This window comes from Solwaraspora sp. WMMD1047, from assembly GCF_029626155.1.
Lineage (GTDB): Bacteria > Actinomycetota > Actinomycetes > Mycobacteriales > Micromonosporaceae > WMMD1047.
The window spans coordinates 1,935,813-1,951,879 of the sequence record NZ_JARUBL010000001.1; the positions used below are offsets into that span (position 1 = coordinate 1,935,813).

Below are 16,067 nucleotides of genomic sequence, written 5' to 3' on the forward strand. Positions count from 1 at the left end.
AGTCGGTCGCGTGTGCTGGGCGGTGCGGCCGGTGAATTGAGCCGTGATCACAGGCGGTGATCGACGGTCCTCAGGTAATGTCGCCGCATGCGACTGGAGCAATCGCACCGCACCGAGCGTTTCGGCGCCGTACGTATCCATGAGCTTCAGCGTGTCATCCAGCTGGACTCGGGGGATGCCACGGGGACGGTGAGTGATGGCGTCGTTTCACACGATGCCATCCGAGCGGTCGAACGCGAAATGGTTATCGTCATTCCCTGCATGAATGAGACACGGAGAGTAATCGAGGGAGTGCTCTCGGGAATTCCCCATGACTGTCTCGTCGTGCTCGTCTCGAACAGCGCGCGACATCCGGTCGACCGTTACGAGATCGAGGCGCAGACGGTCGAGCAGTTCTGTCGATCGGCCGAGCGCTCGGCGATCACGGTGCATCAACGCGATCCGGGACTGGCCGCCGCGTTCAAGGCCGCGGGGATGCCCGAGCTGATCGACGACGACGGGCTGGTCCGCGCCGGCAAGGGCGAGGCGATGCTGGTCGGCATGGCGGTGGCCGCCCTGACCGGGCGCCGGTACCTCGGCTACATCGACGCCGACAACTACGTGCCGGGCGCCGTGCACGAGTACGTCAAGGTCTACGCCGCCGGTCTGCACCTGGCCGCCAACCCGTACGCGATGGTGCGGATCTCCTGGCATTCCAAGCCGAAGCTGCGCGACGGCCGGCTCTTCTTCAGCCGGCGCGGGCGCAGTTCCGAGATCACCAACGCCTTCCTGAACCGGCTGGTCGCGGAGTACTCGGGCTTCGGTACCGAGGTGATCGCCACCGGCAACGCCGGCGAGCACGCGCTCAGCCTGGAACTGGGCCTGCGGATGCGACTGGCCGGCGGCTTCGCGGTCGAGCCGTTCGAGTACGTCGAGTTGTTCGAGCAGTTCGGCGGCGTACTGGAATCGGCACATCCCGAGGTGATGGCCAGTTCCGTGCCGGTCCTGCAGATCGAGACCCGCAACCCGCACTTCCACGACAACAAGGGCGAGGAGCACGTGCAGGGCATGCGGATGCAGGCGCTGAACGTGCTCTACCACTCGCCGGTGGCGCTGCCGGCGGTCCGGTCCGCCATCCTGGAATTCATGATCGCCCAGGGCGCGCTGGCGCCGGGTGAGGAGCCGCCCCGGGAGCGGATCTACCCGCCCGTCGGCTCGCTGGCGATGGACCTGTTCCGGGACGCCCTGGCGGCCGAGGCGACCACCTTCCGGCAGCTCGGCGCCAGCGCCCTGGTCGAGCGCCCCTGCCTGAACGGCGGCCCGCCGCTCGGCGGCTGAGCCGGGCTCCCGGGTCGTGCGTCGGGCCGGACTCCGGTCGGCTCCTGGGTCGTGCGTCGGGCCGGGCTCCGGTCGGCTCCTGAAGGTGCGTTAGGTCGGGTTTGTGAGGGCGCTCACGGGGGTCCGTGAGCGCCCTGGCGCCGCTGTGCGCCTACCATCGCGGGTAGGTGAGCGCCAGCCGGCAGCATCGCGGCCAGGTGTGCACCGGACCGCACGGATCCCCGCACGGCGGGAGCGCAGGGCGCAGAGCGGCGCCCCCGTCGCCGCAGCCCACCGCCCGGACGCTAGCTACGAGGACCAATGACTCCTGTCGTACTGATCGCCGAAGAACTCGCTCCCGCCGCCATCGACGTGCTGGCGCACGACTTCGACGTCCGCCACGTCGACGGCACCGACCGTCCCGCCCTGCTCGCCGCCCTGGCCGAGGCGGACGCGGTGATCGTCCGCAGCGCCACCCAGATCGACGCCGAGGCGATCGCCGCCGCCCGCCGGCTCAAGGTCGTCGCCCGGGCCGGGGTCGGGCTGGACAACGTCGAGGTGCCCGCCGCCACCGCCCGCGGGGTGATGGTCGTCAACGCGCCCACCTCCAACATCGTCTCCGCCGCCGAGCAGGCGCTCGCCCTGCTGCTCGCGGTGGCCCGCAACACGGCCAGCGCCAGTGCCGCGCTCAAGGCCGGCGAGTGGAAGCGGTCGAAGTACAGCGGGGTGGAGATCCAGGGCAAGACCGTCGGCGTGGTCGGTCTGGGCCGCATCGGGGTGCTCTTCGCCCAGCGGATCGCGGCGTTCGGCACCCGGCTGATCGCGTACGACCCGTACATCCAGCCGGCCCGCGCCGCCCAGCTCGGGGTCCGGCTGGTGGGGCTCGAGGAGCTGCTGCGGGAGAGCGACTTCATCTCCATCCACCTGCCCAAGACGCCGGAGACCGTCGGCCTGATCGGCGAGAAGGAGCTGCGGCTGGTCAAGCCGGAGGTGCGGATCGTCAACGCCGCCCGCGGTGGACTGATCGACGAGCAGGCGCTGGCCGACGCGATCGCCGAGGGCCGGGTGGCCGGTGCCGGCGTGGACGTCTACAGCAAGGAGCCCTGCACGGCCTCGCCGCTGTTCGCGTTCGACAACGTGGTGGCCACCCCGCACCTGGGCGCCTCGACCGCCGAGGCGCAGGACAAGGCCGGCCTGGCGGTGGCCCGCAGCGTCAAGCTCGCCCTGCAGGGCGAGTTCGTGCCGGACGCGGTGAACGTCCAGGCCGGCGGCGTCGTCGCCGAGGACGTCCGGCCGCTGCTGCCGCTGGCCGAGAAGCTCGGCAAGGTCTTCACGGCCGTGGCCGGCGGCGTCGCGGCCAGCGTCACCGTCGAGGTACGCGGGGAGATCCTCGCCAACGACGTCTCGGTGCTCAAGCTCGCCGCCACCAAGGGCCTCTTCACCTCGGTGGTGGAGGAGCAGGTGACCTACGTCAACGCGCCGTACCTGGCGGCCGACCGGGGCGTCGAGGTCACCCTGAGCACCCCGGCGGACACGGTGGACCTGCCGAACCTGGTCACCCTCCGCGGCGCGCTGCCGGACGGCCGGGTGGTCTCGGTCTCCGGCACGGTGGTGGTGAGCGGCTCCCGCGACATCATCAAGCTCACCGAGGTGGACGGCTTCGACCTGGAGCTCGGCGCCGACGGCATCCTGCTCTTCTTCCGCTACGCCGACCGGCCGGGCGTGGTCGGCTCGATCGGGTCGATCCTCGGCGAGGCCGGGGTGAACATCGCCGCCATGCAGGTGGCCCGGCGGTCCGCCGGCGGCGAGGCGCTGATGACGCTCACGGTGGACTCGGCGGTCGACGCCGAGCTGCTCACCTCCGCGGCCGGCTCGATCGGCGCGGTCGCGGCGAGCGCGGCGGACCTGCGCGACGAGGAGTGACCCGACGACAGGTGACCGCGGCCCGTGGCGGGCTTCGCGGCGACCGGCGGTGACGTACCGGCCGGGGTCCGGCTCAGGCCGGTCCCCGGCCGGTGCTAGTTGGTGACCCTGGCCGGCGGCGGGTAGACCGTGCCGTCCTGCAGGTCGAGCAGTTGCAGACCGTGTTCGCCGGCGAGCCGTTCGATGGCCAGCAGCACCGCGTCCGGGCAGGTCTCGACGAGGTTCATCTCGACGTGGTCACTGCCGACGTGGATCGGACTGACGGCCCACGGCGAGGTGGGTGTCGCCCGGTCCGGGAAATCGGCGGTGAGTGCCAGGTAGAACGAGGCGATCTGCGGTTCGGGGATGCCCGTGTCGTCGCCGTCAACCTGCCGGCACCGTTCGTGCGCCGCCCGTACGTCGGCTGACGATGCCCCTGGGCCCATGGCGAACACGACCAGATCGAAACTCACGGTGGTACAGGGTGCCATCCCCGCGATGGTCCATGGCGGACACCCCGCCCGATTCGGGTACGCGGCCCGAAGTCTTGCGTCGAGTTGCGTCGATTCGATAGCGTATCGGCGCGGTTATCCGTAGTTTCCTGGGCGCCACCGTCTTCGGGTGACGACCGGTCGCCGGGGGATCGGTGACCGCGACCGGGTGCGTGCTCGGCGCGTACCCGCCGCTGATCGGCCCCCACGGTCGGTGCCGCGCTCGTGGGGGCCGGTCGCGCTGCCGCCGACGAACCGGCCCGGACAAGGTCAGTCGGCGAAGAGCGCCTGATAGCCGTCGGCGGTGGGAAACCAGGCCAGCCCGGTCGGGCCGGCCGCGAAGAGCGCGGTCGCGTAGCCGTCCGCCACCGCCAGGTCGGGACCGGTCACGGTGGCGGCCAGCAGGCGCCGGGCCGGCTGACCGGTGCGCGGGTCGACCACGTGGTCCCGCCGGCCGCCGACGCCCGAGGTGCCCACCGCGCCGGCCGTCAGCTCCAGCATCACCGGTGCCCGTAGCCCGTCGGTGGGGTGGTGCACCGCGATCCGCCACGGGCCGCCGTGCGGCGCCTGGCCGCGTACCACCAGGTCCGCGCCGCTGACCACGGCGTAGTTCTCGATGCCGGCGGCGCGCAACCGGGCCGCCGCCCGCTCGATCGCCCAACCGGTGAGCAGGCCGCCGGGGTCGAAGCCGCCCGGTACCGCCCAGGCGTCGAACCAGCCGTCGGTGGCCGCCCGCATCGCGTCGCAGCGGGCCACGATGTCGGCCAGCGGCGGGTACGCGTCGGCGGTGAGCTCGCCCCGGCGCAGCCGGGAGACCAGGCTCTCCGGCCGGGCCGGACTGTAGGTGAGGTCGATGGCCCGCAGCTCCGCGACGGCGTCCCGCAGGGCCGCGCCGAGTCGGCGGTGGCCGAGCCAGCCCGGTCCGTTGAGCAGCAGCAGGTAGTCGCTGGTGGAGGTCCGCACGGTGTGCCGGACCACCAGTCGGTCGGCGGCCGGTCGGCCGGTGCCCGGGGCTGGCTCGTCGACGACGCCGGCCAGCGTGCCGACCATCCGGGGCGGTCCGTCGGCGGCCGACCCATCGTACAGCGACGGTCCGCCGCCGAGCCGCAGGTCGGGCCGGAACCGGCCGAGTCGGGTGAGCGAACGCAACGGCCGGGTGCCGCTGCGGGTACGCATGGAGAAGCCGTTGCGCCGCCGGTCGGACGCTGGGTCCGGGTCGGCTTGCCCGCTGTGCCCGGCTCGGTCGATCCGCATGGTGATGACCCTAAGCGACGAAAATGACCGCCTGATGAATACCGACTGGGAACCTGCTGTGTCCGCGCCCACTCGCGCGGGCGCGCCGGCGTCGGCCGGCAGTCTCCCAAATGGTGGGAGCGGCGTACCGGAAAACGGGACGCTCCCTTAACGTTCCCTAGACGGTTCGAGGCGTGGAAGCAGGGGAGTGGACGTGTCGGTGGCGCGGATCGCGGTGGTGGCCGGGGACGGGATCGGACCCGAGGTGATCGCCCAGGCCCGCAAGGTCATCGACGCCGTGCTGCCCGGGATCGAGGCCACCGAGTACGACCTCGGCGCGGCCCGCTACCACCGCACCGGCGAGGTGCTGCCCGACTCCGTCCTCGACGAGCTGGCCGGTCACGACGCGATCCTGCTCGGCGCGGTCGGCGACCCGACGGTGCCGCCGGGCGTGCTGGAGCGGGGACTGCTGCTCAAGCTGCGGTTCGCCTTCGACCAGTACGTCAACCTGCGCCCGTCGCGGCTCTGGCCCGGCACCACCGGCCCGCTGGCCGGGGTGAAGCCCGGCGAGATCGACCTGGTCGTGGTCCGCGAGGGCACCGAGGGCCTGTACGCCGGCGCCGGCGGCTCGCTGCACCGGGGCACCCCCGCCGAGGTGGCCACCGAGGAGAGCCTGAACACCCGGCACGGGGTCGAGCGGGTGATCCGCGACGCCTTCACCCGGGCCGCCCGCCGCGAACGCCGCAAGGTGACCCTGGTGCACAAGACGAACGTGCTCACCCACGCCGGCTCGCTCTGGTCGCGCGCCTTCGCCGAGGTCGCCGCCGACCACCCGGAGATCGAGACCGAGTACCAGCACATCGACGCCGCGGCGATGTACCTGGTCACCCAGCCGCAGCGGTACGACGTCGTGGTCACCGACAACCTCTTCGGCGACATCCTCACCGACATCGCCGCCGCGGTCACCGGCGGCATCGGCCTGGCCGCCAGCGCCTGCATCAACCCGGAACGGGCCTACCCGTCGATGTTCGAGCCGGTGCACGGCTCCGCGCCGGACATCGCCGGCCGGGGGGTGGCCGACCCGGCCGCCGCGGTTCTCTCCGCATCCCTGCTCCTCGACCACCTCGGTCACCCCGAGGCGGCGCAGCGAGTAGCCGGGGCGGTCGCCGCCGAACTCGCGTCCCGCACCTCTGGGTCGTCGCGGCGTACCGCCGACATCGGTGACCGGCTCGCGGCGCACGCGACGTCCTGAGCCCCGCACCGGTCCCCGGCCCGCCGACCCGGCGGCCGGTGGAGCGGGTCTTTGTCGGCATCCGTCGACAGGCCCGACGCAGGGTCGGCGGTTAACGACCGTTCGGGGTAGGTTTCCAGCACCACATTCTTCCGGCATGCCCGCCCGCATGCCGTTTCTGCGGAGGTTCAGCGCGATGAGCGGTGGTGACAAGCTCGATTTCGAGATCCGTCCGAATCCCAGCCCGGTAGCCGCCGTCGAGCGGGCCGCACTGTTGGCGAACCCGGGTTTCGGCCGGGTCTTCACCGACCACATGGTGACCATCCGGTACGCCGACGGCAAAGGCTGGTACGACGCCCGGGTCGGAGCCCGGGAGCCGATCCCGATGGACCCGGCCACGGCGGTCCTGCACTACGCCCAGGAGATCTTCGAGGGGATGAAGGCGTACCACGCCGCCGACGGTGGCGTGACGCTGTTCCGGCCGGACGCCAACGCGGCCCGGTTCGCCCAGTCGGCCCGGCGGATGGCGATGGCGCAGCTGCCCGAGCCGGTCTTCCTCGACTCGCTGCGGCACCTGATCGAGATCGACCGGGAGTGGGTGCCGACCAGCGACGGCGGCAGCCTCTACCTGCGCCCGTTCATGTTCGCCAGCGAGGTCTTCCTCGGCGTCCGGCCGGCCCGGGAGTACCTCTACGTCCTGATCGCGTCGCCGGTCGGCTCGTACTTCGCCGGTGGCGTCAAGCCGGTGTCGGTCTGGGTCTCGCCGCACTACACCCGGGCCGCGCCCGGCGGCACCGGCGAGGCCAAGTGCGGCGGCAACTACGCCGCGTCGCTGGTGGCCCAGGCCGAGGCGATGGAGCACGACTGCGACCAGGTGGTCTTCCTCGACGCGGTCCAGCGCCGGTACGTCGACGAGCTGGGCGGGATGAACGTCTTCTTCTGCTACGACGACGGCACCATCGTCACCCCGCCGCTGACCGGGGCGATCCTGCCGGGGATCACCCGGGACTCGGTGATGACGCTGGCCCGCCAGGCCGGCCGGGAGGTCATCGAGCGCCCGGTCAGCTTCGACGACTGGCGCGAGGACGCGGCCAGCGGCCGGTTGCGGGAGGTCTTCGCCTGCGGCACGGCCGCGGTGATCACCCCGATCGGCACGGTCCGGTTCCCCGACGGCGAGTTCAGCATCGCCGGTGGTGAGCCCGGCGAGATCACCATGTCGCTGCGGCAGACCCTTGTCGACATCCAGCACGGCCGGGGCGAGGACACCAACGGTTGGGTGCACCGGCTGCGGTGACCCGGGGCGCGGCGGGGTCACTCACTCCAGCAGGTGGCCCCGCAGCGCCGTGATCTGCGCGTCGGTGAGGCCGGCGTCGAGCAGGTAGCCGCGGACCGAGCCGTGCCGGTTGCGCAGGTCGGTGAGGAACCGCAGCATCGCCTCGGCCGGGGAGGCGAAGTACGGCTGCGGGATCGGCGCGTCGGGCGGCAGTTGGCTGCGGACCCATTCGCTGAACCGCCGGGACGCGGCGGTGCTCAGCGCGTAGTCCTCGGCGATGTCCTGGTCGGCGACGCCGAGCAGGGACAGCGTCAGCGCGCAGACCACACCGGTGCGGTCCTTGCCGGCCACGCAGTGCACCACCACGGGGGCGGCGTCCGCGTCGGCGATGACGGCCAGCGCGGCGGCCAGCCCCGCGCCGCCGGTCTCGGCCAGGTCGAGGTAGCGGTCGGCGAGCCAGTCGGCCAGGGCGAGTCGTTCGTCGTACGGGATCTCGTCCCAGTCCCGGTGCTCGGGATGGATGTGCCGGTAGGCGAGGCCGTCGTAGTCGGGTACCCGGCCGTCGCGGGCGACCTCGTGCGGGCGACGCAGGTCGATGACGGTCCGGACGCCGAGCGCGGCGAACGCCGCCCGGTCGGTCTCGTCGATGCGGTGCAGCGAGTCCGACCGGTAGAGCCGGCGCCAGCGGACGGTGCGGCCGTCCTCGGTCGGGTAGCCACCGACGTCGCGGAAGTTGAACATGGCGGAGAAGGACGCGGCCCGACTGACCGGGCGGGCCGGGGCGGCGGCACTGACCGGGGCGGCGTCGCTGACCTGGGAGGCATCCACGGCTACCACGGTATCCGTACCTGGTCGGAGATGGTGTGGGCCAAGTCGCCGTGAGCCAGGTCACGGTGACGCAGAGCAGGGCCGCAAATCAGGGCAAAGTTCTATGAATGCCCATATTTAACCGCGTGAGTGAGTGCTGAGTGATCGGCGCGAGAACGCCAGATCGTGGCCCGAAGCCCCGCCAGCAGCGCAAACGCCGGTGCGCTCCGGGCCGTGACCATGGCCCGGAGCGCACCGGCGGGGAGGGAGACTTACATCAGCCGCCCCGGCGGTACGCCCAGCCCCGGCAGGCCGTACGTCTCGCCGTAGTAGCCGCCCAGCTTGTCCCGGTACGCCGGATCGCTGTGGCCGCCCTCCTCGTACTCGGGGGCGTCCTTGATCTGGTCCTTGCTCCGATCGACGTACACCTTCTGCTCGTCGTGGTCGACGTGGTTGACCACACCGGCCGGCAGCAGCACCTTCTTGCCGAAGATCCACGGCCCGGTGTCCACCACCAGGCAGCTGGAGTTGACCTCGTGGCTGGTGCTGTCGATCTTGCCGATGCCGCCGTCGGTCGCCTCGACGTGATAGCCGACCAGGTTGGCGCCGGTCACGTCGGCGTCGTCCCGGTAGCTCCACGGGTCGAAGGAGGCGTCGGTGGTCGGTACGCCCGCCACCGCGCCCTGCCCGCCGTGCAGCAGCGGTGCCGGACTCTGGTCCGGGGCCGTCTGAGGATCGAGCCTGTCCATCTGGCCATCACTCCTCTGGTCGACGTCGTCTGGTCGACGTCGTCTTCATTGACATCACCAGACTTACCCGGGCTGCCAGATCGTTACACCCGTCGATCCGTACCGGATTCGGCTGTCCCAGCACATGGAATGCTGGTCCCGAAAGTCGACCGGCGGTGGCAGAGTACTCACCGTGAACCGCACCGTACTGATTATTGGCAGCTAGCGCGCCGGCATCCCCTCACACGCCGAGCGCGCAGACCTCCCGCATCCGCGGGGGGTCATTTTGTTTGCCGGCCGGTGCGGGACGCGGCCCCCCGCCGGCAACCGGCCGGGCCCCCGCGTCGCACTCGAAAGGAACCTCCGATGACCTACCAGGTGTACGACACGACGCTGCGCGACGGGGCGCAGCGCGAGGGGATCAGCTACTCGGTCGTCGACAAGCTGGCGGTGGCCCGGCTGCTCGACGAGTTCGGGGTCGGCTTCATCGAGGGCGGCTGGCCCGGCGCGATGCCGAAGGACACCGAGTTCTTCCGGCGCGCCCGCACCGAGCTCGACCTGAAACACGCGGTACTCGTCGCGTTCGGCGCCACCCGCAAGGCCGGCGTCGCGGTCGACGCCGACCCGCAACTGCGCGCCCTGCTGGACGCCGAGACCCCGGCGGTCTGCCTGGTCGCCAAGTCCGACATCCGGCACGTCGAGCGGGCCCTGCGCACCACCGGCGCGGAGAACCTGAAGATGGTCGCCGAGAGCGTCGCCCACCTGGTCGGCCAGGGCCGGCGGGTCTTCCTCGACTGCGAACACTTCTTCGACGGCTGCCGCCACGACCCGGCGTACACCGCCTCGGTGGTCGACGCGGCACTCGGCGCCGGCGCGGAGGTGGTGGTCATGTGCGACACCAACGGCGGGATGCTGCCGTCCCGGGTGACCGCCGCGATCGGCGAGCTGACCGACCGGCTCGGCGTCGCCCCGACCCGGCTCGGCATCCACTGCCAGAACGACACCTCCTGCGCGGTCGCCAACACCGTCGCCGCCGTCGAGGCCGGCGTCGAGCACTTCCAGTGCACCGCCAACGGCTACGGCGAGCGCCCCGGCAACGCCGACCTGTTCGCCGTGGTCGCCAACCTGCAACTCAAGCTCGGGCTGCCGGTCCTACCGGACGGCTGCCTGGAACAGATGGTGCGCGTCTCGCACGCCATCGCCGAGATCGCCAACATCGCCCCCGACACCCACCAGGCCTACGTCGGGGCCGCCGCCTTCGCCCACAAGGCGGGGCTGCACGCGAGCGCGATCAAAGTGGATCCGGTGCTCTACAACCACATCGACCCGGCGGTCGTCGGCAACGACATGCGGATCCTGGTGACGGAGATGGCCGGCCGGGCCAGCATCGAGCTCAAGAGCCGCGAGCTCGGCCTCGACCTGGCCGGCCACCCGGAGGCGCTGTCCCGGGTCACCAAGCGGGTCAAGGACCTGGAGGCCGGCGGCTGGTCGTTCGAGGCGGCCGACGCCTCCTTCGAGCTGCTGATCCGGAACGAGCTGCCGGAGGCGGCCGTGCCGCGCCCGTTCGCCCTGGAGTCCTACCGGGTCCAGGTCGAGCACCGCGAGGACGGCGCGGTCGTCTCCGAGGCCACCGTGAAGATCCGGGTACGCGGCGAGCGGGTGATCGCCACCGCCGAGGGCAACGGCCCGGTCAACGCCCTCGACGAAGCGCTGCGGGTGGGGCTGCTGCGGCACTACCCGCAGCTGCGCGGCTTCGAGCTGGCCGACTACAAGGTCCGCATCCTGGAGGGCAGCCACGGCACCGGCGCGGTCACCCGGGTGCTGGTGGAGACCGCCAACGGCGCCGGCCGGGACTGGACCACCGTCGGCGTACACCCCAACGTCGTCGAGGCGAGCTGGCACGCCCTGGTCGACGCCCTGACCTACGGCCTGGCCCACTCCCCGGAGTCAGCCCGCGGGGGGCGCGAGGGTGGCGACCACGGCTCGGTGGTCACTGCCGGGTAGCGGGCGCACCGCCGCGTCCCGGACGCCGATCCGCCGGTCCACCAGCACATGGTCGATGGTGACCGGCGGGATCGGGTCCCCGTCGTAGGGACCCCAGGTGCCGACCAGGCCGGCGCCGGTGTTGGCGGCGGCGTCCACGTAACCGGTGGCCAGCAACCGGCGCAGCAACGCGTGGTCGAGGGTGGCGTTGAAGTCACCGGCCAGGATCCGGGGCGGCCCGCCCGGCTCGGCCGGTGGCTGCGCCCGCAGGCCGGCCCGCCAGTCCGCCAGCGCCTCGGGCGCGTACGGCGCCAGCGGGTGCACCGACTCCACCGCCAGCGGCCGGACCCCCGGCGCGGTCAGCACCGCGTACGACTGGCTGAAGCCGCCGGCGTTGCGGCGGGTGCCGCCGTCGGTGAGCGGGAACCGGGCGAACAACCCCGAGCCGGTGGTGCCCGGCTCGGGGTTGACCTGCCGGTACGGCAGCAGGTCGGCGAGCCCGAGCCGGTCCAGCGCCACCTCGGCATCAGGCGTGAACTCCTGCACCGCCAGCACGTCGATCCGCTCGGCGCGCACCAACGCCAGCAGGGCCGCCGGGTCGGCCGCGCCGGCCAGCAGGTTCGCCGTCAGCACCCGCAGCGTCGGACCCCCGTCGGCCGGCGGGTCGGCCGGCACGGCCCGGGGCAGCACCACGGCCGCCAGCACCAGCATGGCCAGGGCCGCGACGCCCGCCGGCCACCAGCGCCGCAGCCCGAGCGCGGCCAGCAGCGGCACCGGCGTCCAGGCCGCGACGTACGGCGTGAAGGCCAGCAGCGGCACCACCGGGCCGGGCTCCAGCCCGGCCAGCCGGACGGCCGCCCAGCCGAGGCCGGGCGCGACAAGCAACCAGCAGAGCGGGGTCATCCACCGTCGGGGGTCGGTCATGCCCGGAACGCTATCCAGGCCCGGTGGGGGAGTTTCGCGGAACTCGTGACCGTTCGGTGCAGAACCGGTCAGCCAACCGGCCAGTTCCGAGGTTTGCCGCCCGCTGGCCGGGGAACCACGCACCGTGACGGACATGTCGGACACCCTGGCCACCCTGTCCACACCGGTCGAGAGCACCTTGACCGGCGCCGAACTGGACCAGACCCTCGCCGAGGTCAAACGCGTGATCGTCGGGCAGGACCGGCTCATCGAACGGCTGCTCACCGCCCTGCTCGCCGACGGGCACTGCCTCCTGGAAGGCGTACCCGGGGTGGCGAAGACCCTCGCCGCGCAGACCCTGGCCACCGCCGTCGGCGGCAGCTTCTCCCGAATCCAGTTCACCCCCGACCTGGTGCCCTCCGACATCGTCGGCACCCGGGTCTACCGGACGTCGAAGGAGACCTTCGACGTCGAACCCGGGCCGGTGATGGCGAACCTGGTGCTGGCCGACGAGATCAACCGGGCGCCGGCGAAGGTGCAGTCGGCGCTGTTGGAGGCGATGGCCGAGCGGCAGGTCTCGATCGGCGGGCGCAGCTATCCGGTGCCGTCGCCGTTCCTGGTGCTGGCCACCCAGAACCCGATCGAGTCCGAGGGCGTCTACCCGCTGCCCGAGGCGCAACGCGACCGGTTCCTGCTGAAGGTGACCGTCGGCTATCCCAGCGACACCGACGAACTCGCGATCCTCTACCGGATGAGCGCCGACCGGCCGACCGCCCAGCCGGTGCTGGACCCGGTCCGGCTGCGGGCCCTGCAGGAACGGGCCTGCCGGGTCTTCGTGCACCACGCCATCGCCGAGTACGTGGTCCGGCTGGTGCTGGCGACCCGGGACCCGGCCCGGTTCGGCATGCCCGAGATCGCCCCGCTGCTCACCTACGGGGCCAGCCCGCGAGCCACCCTCGGCCTGGTGGCCGCCGCCCGGGCGCAGGCCCTGCTGCGCGGCCGCGACTACGTGCTGCCCGACGACATCCGGGAACTGGCCGGCGACGTGCTGGCCCACCGCATGGTGCTCTCCTTCGACGCGGTCGCCGACGGCGTACCCGCCGATGTCGTGGTGCGCCGGCTGGTGGAGGCGGTGCCGCCGCCCCGGATCGCCACCGCCCAGGACGCCGGCCGGCGCGCCCCGGTGGTCGCATGAGTCGCCCGCCCGATCCCACCCTCGCAGAGCTGGTGCCCGAACGCCGGCTGCGGCGGTTGGAGCTGACCGTGACCCGCCGGCTGGACGGACTGCTGCACGGCCAGTACCAGGGCCTGCTGCCCGGCCCCGGCAGCGAATTCAGCGGCAGCCGCGAATACCGCCCCGGCGAGGACGAGGTACGCCGGATGGACTGGTCGGTCACCGCCCGCACCGGCGTACCTCACGTCAAGGAGGTCGACGCCGACCGGGAGCTCTCCACCTGGCTGCTTGTCGACGGGTCGCCGAGCATGGACTTCGGCACCGCCACGCTGGACAAGTGGGAACTCGCGGTGGCCGCCGTCGCGGCGGTGGGCCTGCTCACCGCGGGCACCGGCAACCGGCTCGGCGGGTACCTGCTGGGGGCCGGTGGCGCGCGGCGGGTGCCGGCCCGACCCGGCCGTACCCACCTGCTCGGCCTGGTGCGCGGGCTGCTCACGGCGCCGCGCCCGGACCCGGCGGACCGGCCACCCGCGCTGGCCGAGGCGATCGGCCTGCTGGACCGGTCACTGACCCGGCGCGGCCTGGTCGTGGTCATCTCGGACTTCCTCGACGGCCTGCCCGCTGACGGCCTGCCCGCTGACGGCCTGCCCGCTGACGGCCTGCCTGCTGACGGCCTGTCCTTGGCCGGACTGGCTGCCGACGGTCCGGCTCGGCGACGGGGTGCGGCGCTTGCCGGCGGGTGCTACTCCACGCCCGACTGGGAGCGGCCGCTTCGGCGGCTCGGGGCCCGGCACCAGGTGCTCGCCGTCGAGATCACCGACCCGCGGGAGCTGGAACTGCCGGACGTCGGGATCGTCACCTTCGTCGACCCGGAGACCGGGTGGCGCCGCGAGGTGTGCACCGCCGACCGGCGGGTCCGGGAGCGGTTCGCCGCCGCGGCGGCCGCCCAGCGCCAGTCGATCCGGGACGCGCTGCGCCGGGCCGGCGCCGACCACCTGGTGCTGCGTACCGACCGGGACTGGGTCGCCGACCTGGCCCGGCACGTCCAGCGGCAACGCCGGCAGGCCCGGGCGCCCCGGCTGCCGATGACCGCGGTACCGGCCGGGGGAGGGATCCGATGAGCTGGGAATCTCCGCACCGCCTCTGGCTGCTGATCGGGGTGCTGGCGCTGGCCGTCGGCTACCTGGTACGGCAGCGGCGCAGCAGCCGGTACGCGGTCCGCTTCACCAACCTGCGGCTGCTGGACCGGGTCGCGCCCCGCCGGCCGGCCTGGCGGCGGCACCTGCCCGCCGCGCTGTTCCTCAGCATGCTGGCGCTGCTGGTGGGCGGCTTCGCCCGTCCGGCCGCCGACGTCCGGGTGCCCAAGGAACGGGCTACCGTGATGGTGGCGGTCGACGTCTCCACCTCGATGCTCGCCACCGATGTCGAGCCGGACCGGCTGGCGGCGGCCAAGTCGGCGGCGCACAAGTTCGCCGACTCGCTGCCCAAGGAGTTCAACGTCGGCCTGGTCGCCTTCGCCGGCAGCGCCGCCGTCTTCGTCCCGCCGGGCACCGACCGGTCCGCCCTGCACACCGGCATCAAGCGGCTGGCGGAGGGGAGCACCGGGGTGCAGGGCACCGCGATCGGCGAGGCGATCAGCACCTCTCTGGAGGCGGTTCGGTCGCTGGACACCGAGGCGGCCAAGGACCCGCCGCCGGCCCGGATCGTGCTGCTCTCCGACGGCGCCAACACCTCGGGCCGGGACCCGGGCGAGTCGGCCGGCGAGGCGGTGCAGGCCGGGGTGCCGGTGCACACCATCTCGTTCGGCACCCCGGCCGGGTACGTCGACCGGGGCGGCCGGCCGATCAAGGTGCCGGTCGACGGGGAGACCCTGCGCGCGGTGGCCGAGCAGACCGGCGGCGGCTACCACGAGGCCGACACCAGCGACGAACTGCGCGGCGTCTACGACGACATCGGCACGTCCGTCGGCTGGCGGACCGAGCGGCAGGACATCTCGGCCCGCTTCATCGGGCTGGGCCTGCTGTTCGCGATGGCCGCCGCCGGCGGGTCGCTGCTGTGGTTCTCCCGCCTGCCCTGACCGGGCTCGCAAGTAACTGATCAGGCTCGCGGGCGAGCCGACCGGTGCCGGATGTGAGTGACCGAGGAGGAACGGACGATGGCGACGCAGACCGGCCTGGGCGAGCCCCGGGGCCCCTGGTTCATCTCACCTGACCTCCGACCGGAGCGGTTCGGGCCGGTGGTCGTACCCGATGGCGGCGGTGACCCGCGACCACCGGGCCGGCGGCACCGGGTGCTGCTGGCCGGGCTGGCCGTGGTCGCCCTGTCGGTCGGTTCCGGCGGCCTGGCGGGCGGCTGGGTCGCCGGCCGCGACGAGCTGTCGACCGCCGCCTCGGCCAGCCTGCCGGCGGACCTGGTCGCCGCCGCGGCGCAGGTGCTGCCCGGTGTGGTGTCGGTGACGGTGGACGCCGGCAGCGCCACGGCGAACGGCTCCGGGTTCGCCCTCGACGACCAGCACCACGTCGTCACCAACGACCACATCGTCGCCAAGGCGGCCGGCGCCGACCGCGGCGACCTGCTGGTGCTGGTGGAGACCGCCGACGGCCGGCAGTTCGACGCCCAGGTGGTGGGTCGCGAGCCGGCCAGCGACATCGCCGTCCTGCGGGTGCCGCCGGACGCCGGCCTGACCGCGCTACCGCTGGCCAAGCCGGGCGCCACCCGGGTCGGCGAGCCGGTGTTGGCGGTCGGTTCGCCGCTGGGGCTGCCCGGCACGGTGACCGCCGGGATCGTCAGCGCGGTGGACCGGGAGGTCCGGCTCGGCAACAACCGGCACACCGCGGTGCAGACCGACGCCTCGATCAACCCCGGCAACTCCGGCGGACCGCTGGTGAACGCCCGGGGCGAGGTGGTAGGGGTGAACACCGCGATCGCCACCATCGACGGCAACGGCTCGATCGGAATCGGCTTCGCCATCCCGATCGAACAGGTGCAGCAGGTCGCCGACACCATCATCGGCAAGGGCGGCTGACCCACCCCAGGGAAGGGCCGC

General features: G+C 72.9%; 14 protein-coding genes. 9 read left to right on the top strand and 5 right to left on the bottom strand.

Annotated features, from left to right (window positions below; all coding sequences use genetic code 11):
- Positions 1-87: 87 nt before the first annotated feature.
- Together mpgS and serA are read left to right on the top strand one after the other, a co-directional pair.
- The gene (mpgS, locus tag O7627_RS08910) at positions 88-1,317 is read left to right on the top strand and encodes a mannosyl-3-phosphoglycerate synthase (RefSeq protein ID WP_278093019.1); all 1,230 of its coding nucleotides are present in this window, start codon (positions 88-90) and stop codon (positions 1,315-1,317) included.
- 300 nt (positions 1,318-1,617) lie between these two features.
- Entirely contained in the window at positions 1,618-3,219 is a 1,602-nt protein-coding gene (gene serA, locus O7627_RS08915) for a phosphoglycerate dehydrogenase (protein WP_278093020.1), read from the top strand.
- Positions 3,220-3,314: 95 nt separating this feature from the next.
- Here serA and O7627_RS08920 read toward each other — a convergent pair whose 3' ends face one another.
- Together O7627_RS08920 and O7627_RS08925 are read right to left on the bottom strand one after the other, a co-directional pair.
- Positions 3,315-3,671, bottom strand: a complete 357-nt coding sequence (locus tag O7627_RS08920; protein ID WP_278093021.1) for a hypothetical protein — start codon at positions 3,669-3,671, stop codon at positions 3,315-3,317.
- A gap of 288 nt (positions 3,672-3,959) precedes the next feature.
- Positions 3,960-4,739, bottom strand: a complete 780-nt coding sequence (locus O7627_RS08925) for an FAD:protein FMN transferase (RefSeq protein WP_278098219.1) — start codon at positions 4,737-4,739, stop codon at positions 3,960-3,962.
- A 403-nt stretch (positions 4,740-5,142) separates the two neighbouring features.
- Between O7627_RS08925 and O7627_RS08930 the strand changes: the two genes are divergently transcribed.
- Positions 5,143-6,174 carry a 3-isopropylmalate dehydrogenase gene (locus O7627_RS08930; protein ID WP_278098220.1) on the top strand — a complete coding sequence of 344 codons (1,032 nt, stop codon included), beginning with the start codon at positions 5,143-5,145 and terminating at the stop codon, positions 6,172-6,174.
- Between the two features lie 175 nt (positions 6,175-6,349).
- Positions 6,350-7,447 carry a branched-chain amino acid aminotransferase gene (locus tag O7627_RS08935; RefSeq protein ID WP_278093022.1) on the top strand — a complete coding sequence of 366 codons (1,098 nt, stop codon included), beginning with the start codon at positions 6,350-6,352 and terminating at the stop codon, positions 7,445-7,447.
- A 21-nt stretch (positions 7,448-7,468) separates the two neighbouring features.
- Here O7627_RS08935 and O7627_RS08940 read toward each other — a convergent pair whose 3' ends face one another.
- Positions 7,469-8,167, bottom strand: a complete 699-nt coding sequence (locus O7627_RS08940) for a tyrosine-protein phosphatase (protein ID WP_278098221.1) — start codon at positions 8,165-8,167, stop codon at positions 7,469-7,471.
- Between the two features lie 338 nt (positions 8,168-8,505).
- Entirely contained in the window at positions 8,506-8,982 is a 477-nt protein-coding gene (locus tag O7627_RS08945; RefSeq protein ID WP_278093023.1) for a PRC-barrel domain containing protein, read from the bottom strand.
- A 345-nt stretch (positions 8,983-9,327) separates the two neighbouring features.
- On the opposite strand from O7627_RS08945, the gene cimA reads away from it, so the two are divergent.
- Positions 9,328-10,965: a citramalate synthase gene (gene cimA / locus O7627_RS08950; protein WP_278093024.1), complete on the top strand. Its 1,638-nt coding sequence runs from the start codon at positions 9,328-9,330 to the stop codon at positions 10,963-10,965.
- Here the strand turns inward: cimA and O7627_RS08955 are convergent.
- On the bottom strand, positions 10,909-11,868 hold the full coding sequence (locus tag O7627_RS08955) for an endonuclease/exonuclease/phosphatase family protein (RefSeq protein WP_278093025.1): 960 nt from the start codon (positions 11,866-11,868) through the stop codon (positions 10,909-10,911). The genes cimA and O7627_RS08955 overlap by 57 nt on opposite strands.
- Before the next feature lie 124 nt (positions 11,869-11,992).
- Between O7627_RS08955 and O7627_RS08960 the strand changes: the two genes are divergently transcribed.
- From O7627_RS08960 to O7627_RS08975, 4 genes are all read left to right on the top strand, one after another.
- On the top strand, positions 11,993-13,042 hold the full coding sequence (locus tag O7627_RS08960) for a MoxR family ATPase (RefSeq protein ID WP_278093026.1): 1,050 nt from the start codon (positions 11,993-11,995) through the stop codon (positions 13,040-13,042).
- A complete protein-coding gene (locus tag O7627_RS08965) occupies positions 13,039-14,142 on the top strand; it encodes a DUF58 domain-containing protein (RefSeq protein ID WP_278093027.1) in 1,104 nt (367 codons plus the stop codon). Before O7627_RS08960 ends, O7627_RS08965 begins: the two co-directional genes overlap by 4 nt.
- Positions 14,139-15,098 (top strand): VWA domain-containing protein, encoded by a 960-nt coding sequence (locus O7627_RS08970; protein WP_278093028.1) that lies wholly within the window; start codon positions 14,139-14,141, stop codon positions 15,096-15,098. Before O7627_RS08965 ends, O7627_RS08970 begins: the two co-directional genes overlap by 4 nt.
- Before the next feature lie 78 nt (positions 15,099-15,176).
- Positions 15,177-16,046: a trypsin-like peptidase domain-containing protein gene (locus O7627_RS08975; RefSeq protein WP_278093029.1), complete on the top strand. Its 870-nt coding sequence runs from the start codon at positions 15,177-15,179 to the stop codon at positions 16,044-16,046.
- The last annotated feature ends 21 nt before the right edge of the window (positions 16,047-16,067 follow it).